The 3,782-nt window shown below is 66.6% G+C and carries 4 protein-coding genes and 1 pseudogene; 2 read left to right on the forward strand and 3 right to left on the reverse strand.

Features of this window, described 5'->3' with window-relative positions:
* On the forward strand, positions 1–548 hold a 548-nt coding region (locus ACFCU0_RS15445), incomplete at its 5' end, for a glycosyltransferase family 4 protein (protein ID WP_434974580.1).
* On the opposite strand, the gene ACFCU0_RS15450 is transcribed toward ACFCU0_RS15445, so the two are convergent.
* Entirely contained in the window at positions 535–2,328 is a 1,794-nt protein-coding gene (locus ACFCU0_RS15450) for a hypothetical protein (RefSeq protein ID WP_434974581.1), read from the reverse strand. The two genes, ACFCU0_RS15445 and ACFCU0_RS15450, sit on opposite strands and share 14 nt — an antisense overlap.
* A 180-nt stretch (positions 2,329–2,508) precedes the next feature.
* Here ACFCU0_RS15450 and ACFCU0_RS15455 point away from each other — a divergent pair, with 180 nt between their 5' ends.
* Positions 2,509–2,718 (forward strand): hypothetical protein, encoded by a 210-nt coding sequence (locus tag ACFCU0_RS15455; RefSeq protein ID WP_434974582.1) that lies wholly within the window; start codon positions 2,509–2,511, stop codon positions 2,716–2,718.
* A 33-nt stretch (positions 2,719–2,751) separates the two neighbouring features.
* Here ACFCU0_RS15455 and ACFCU0_RS15460 read toward each other — a convergent pair whose 3' ends face one another.
* Together ACFCU0_RS15460 and ACFCU0_RS15465 are read right to left on the reverse strand one after the other, a co-directional pair.
* Positions 2,752–3,447, reverse strand: coding sequence for a CDP-alcohol phosphatidyltransferase family protein (locus tag ACFCU0_RS15460; RefSeq protein WP_434974583.1), 696 nt, complete (start codon positions 3,445–3,447; stop codon positions 2,752–2,754).
* Between the two features lie 107 nt (positions 3,448–3,554).
* A pseudogene (locus ACFCU0_RS15465) lies at positions 3,555–3,782 on the reverse strand (ABC transporter substrate-binding protein); the annotation flags it as partial.

Below are 3,782 nucleotides of genomic sequence, written 5' to 3' on the forward strand. Positions count from 1 at the left end.
TGCTGACGGTGGCCAACCTGCTTCCCGGGAAAGGACTGGACGTGCTGGTGGAGGCGCTGGGCCGTGTGCAGGATCTCGACTGGATCTGGCGGCTCGTCGGTGGCGCCGACCTCGACGCGGCCTACGGTGAGGCGTTTCTCGGGCGGATCCGCGATTCGACCTTCGGGGACCGTGTGTCGTGGGAGGGGACGATCGAGCGCGGGTCGATGCCGTGCATCTACGACCGGGCGGACGTGTTCGTCCTGTCCTCGCGCTTCGAAACGTGCAGCATGGCAACGCGAGAGGCGATGGCGCGCGGGCTGCCGGTGGTGGCGTCCCGCGTCGGCGGCCTTCCGGAGAACCTGGGACGGGCGGCCGCCGGCTGCCTCCTCCGGCCGGATGATCCGGTGGCGCTGTCGGCGATCCTTCGCCTGCTGATCGGGGACGTCGGGCGGCGCGAGGCAATGGGAGCGGCGGCCAAGCGCCAAAGCGACCGGTTTCCCACATGGCGGGAGGCGGCGCGACGGTTCCGGCAGTGCATCCGCCAGGTCGTTGTCACCGAACGATGATAGAGCGCGGCACCCCGTCGGGCTTCAACGGCGGACGTGCCGCGGTGCTATCGGTGGCGGCGACGAGGGACCGAACCGTCAGCGAGAACAGCCCCTCATGCTTCCACCGGGGAGCGTCTTCCAGGGAAAGCCCGGCCGTGAACCCGCTGTCGCGGAACGGGTGGACGAGCGACGGGTCACGGCTCAGAATGTGAATCGGTACGTCGTACGTGTCCGATTCGATGAGCGGAGGCTGATGATCTCCCATCAGGATAACGAGACTTCCGTCCGGCGCGTCGTGCAGCAGGTACTGAACGAGCACTTCCATCTCGAACCCGATGTGCCGAAGGTACCGGATCCGGGTGGGCTGGTCGAAGATGCGTGGGGCCGTGATCGAATCGGGCAGGAGGTAGGGAGCTTGAGCCTCCGATGCGAGCCGATCGCGCACCGCCTGTGAGTCGCCGGCGTTGAAGTCCGACCAGTCGTCGAGGATCGGTGGAATCCCGTAATTCCAGAGCGCGTGGGAAAGCACGGTTTCGAAGAAGTAGAAGAAGGGTTGCCCGGCCTCGGCGGCCGGTTTCAGGTGGCGTTCGTGGGAGAAGCCCAGGCTATACTGGTCGGACATGGGCACGACGCCCCATCCGTACGTGGGCCCCCGGTAGTCGAGGTCATCGCGGTGAAGCAGGACCTCGAAGCCGTAGGGGTTGGTGATCTCCAGGCCGGGCCGGGCGACGGTGTAGGGCTGGCAGGTGACCGTCAGGTAGCCCTGCCGGTCGAGAAATCGAACGAGCGACGGCACGTCGTCCGGCGAACTCTGAAATCGTTCGTACAGGAGCTGGTGGTCGACCCGCGTCCCGAGAAGGACGGACGCGATCGCGAGCCACGAACGGCCCCCACGCACCGGCGCCTCCGCCCGAGCGGACGACAGATGCCACCCGTCCGCCGTGAGCGTGTCCTCGACCGTAGCCATCATGTCCTGGTACGGACGCCGCAGTTCCGGGTCGGTCACCAGCACGTCACCGAGCGACTCGATCATGTAGAGATACACGTGCGGCCGACGCTCGAGCTCGATGGCGTCGTAGCGGAAGTAGGTCGAGTCGACGGGCGCCTGCCCGAGCGTATCCAGCATCGTGTAGAGGCGGACGGACGCCTGCGCGTTCTCCGACACCTTCGCGGCGACCGTGCGGACGCGCGTCCGCTCGTTAGAGGTCTGGTACGTCAAATTCTCGGTGCCCCACTCCTGGGCTGGAGCGACGAAAAACACGATCGGCCACGCGATCAGGTGTGCGAGCGCCAGCGCACCCCAGGCGGGCCGGGACGCGGCTCCGACCCGAGCGGCCATCCGAACGGCCGGCGGAACGACCCAGACCACGGCAGCGGTAGCGGCGAGGCCCAGCAAGGCCAGTCCTCCGGTCTCCCAGGAGAGGCTATCGAGCGCGAAGTAGGAGACGTCAACCAGATACTGCACGTCCTCAGCAAATAGACCGTTCCGCTGGAAGGCGGTGTAGGCGACGGCGTCGTAGACCTGGTACACGAGCACGAAGAAGACCCCGGCGGTGGCTGTACGAACGCCCCAGGCGGCTGCGCGTCCGGAGAGGAGATACATCGATCCGACGGCAAGCGTGATCAGGACCAGGATGTCGACCGAGAATGGGGCGTAGGGACTGGCCGGCAGCGGCGTCACGGCGGCGGGGACGAGCGCGAGGCCGTTCAGAAGTCCCCAGGCCGCGAGGAAGAGGCCGAACGATCGCCACGACGTGCGGTCGGGACGAGGGCGGAGCGTCGGGGTGTCGGCAGGCATCGACGGGACGGCGAGCGGGTGAGGCTGGGGGGCAGGGGGATCCGTTCACGCCGGTCGGAGAGTGAGGATCCGTTTGGGGGGCCGGGTGCCGGGACACGATCACCGTTTGCCTTGTACCCATCGGGACGATCGGCCCGTACTGCCGGTACACGGACTTTTTCTCACAATGCCGTCAGATTCATGTCTCACACCGTCCCCGCGCACCTCGGCATCGCCGCTGCGGTCGCCCTCGTTGCCGTGTTCATCATCTATTTGTTCGGTGACGCAACCACGTCCGAGATGATCGGCTGGTTCGTGTTCTTCGCATTCATTCAATTCGGCGTGTCCCGGGCTGTTCACGCACGACGGTGCGAGCGATGCGAGAGGTCAGGGATGACGGAAGGGGTGTGAGGGGGCGCCGGTTGCAGTTGCTGCTCCTGAAGGTTACGTATTCCGCACGGTCCAGAGCCACCAGGTGTACCGGCCGAACGAGTAGACCAGGGCGACGGCTGCGATAGCAACCAGCGGGTGGGTGACCTTCGGGTAGGGCAGGAAGGCTACCAGCATGGCGAGGACGACCCCGACGTAGATGATGCGCGCCCAGGACGAGCGGTATTCCTTGCCCACGTGCGGCTGGATCAGGAAAAGCGCCACCACGAACAGGTAGCGTAGCAGCCCGAGGCCGACGACCCACGGCGAGAGATGGCCCGTTGTCGTGGTCATCAGGCAGAGGACGAGCAGGAAGAGGGCGTCCGTCTCCTTGTCGAAGAACTCTCCGAACTCCGACGACAGTTCGTAGCGGCGGGCCAGCCATCCGTCGATGCCGTCGGAGATCAGCACGACGAGCCCGACGCCGATTGGGAGGACGGGTCCGGCGGATGCCGGCAGGAAGGGGAGGGCGAGGACCAGTATCAGCCGCGCGGCCGTGACGGCGTTGGCCCGCCCGAAGTCCCCGTCCGGGGTCCAGCGGTGCCTGGACTGCAGCACCAGCAGGAAGAGAGCGCCCCCGCCGGCCACGACCACCGGGAGCGTCGCACCGGCCGCCAGCGCGAGCACCGTCGCTGCCAGGACGCCGACGGCGTTCAGTAGCGACCAGCGCTCAACGGGCGTAGCGGATCGGAGGGTGCGAGATGGGGACACACTCGGGGGCAGCTATGCGGGGATAGGCGTAGAGCGACGAAGCATCGACATGGAAAACAAGCGCACGCAGGACCTGAATCGCAACCCATGGTCCGGCCTGAGGGTTGTCACGCAACCGATGGCGCCACGACGGAGGGCAGCGCGAGGTCGTTCGTCCAGTATGAAACGGGCGCCTCGGGTCGGTCTACGAGGCCGCGCTGAACCATCCACGCTTCCAGCTGCTCGTAGTAGCGGCCGGTCATGCTGAAGTCGTGCGTGAAGCACGGGACAGTCGCGTCGAAGATGGCCGCCGTGAGCGCGTCGTCCGGATCGGTGTCCGTATGCTTGAAGAAGAC

This window comes from Longibacter sp. (genome assembly GCF_051155795.1).
Lineage (GTDB): Bacteria > Bacteroidota > Rhodothermia > Rhodothermales > Salinibacteraceae > Longibacter.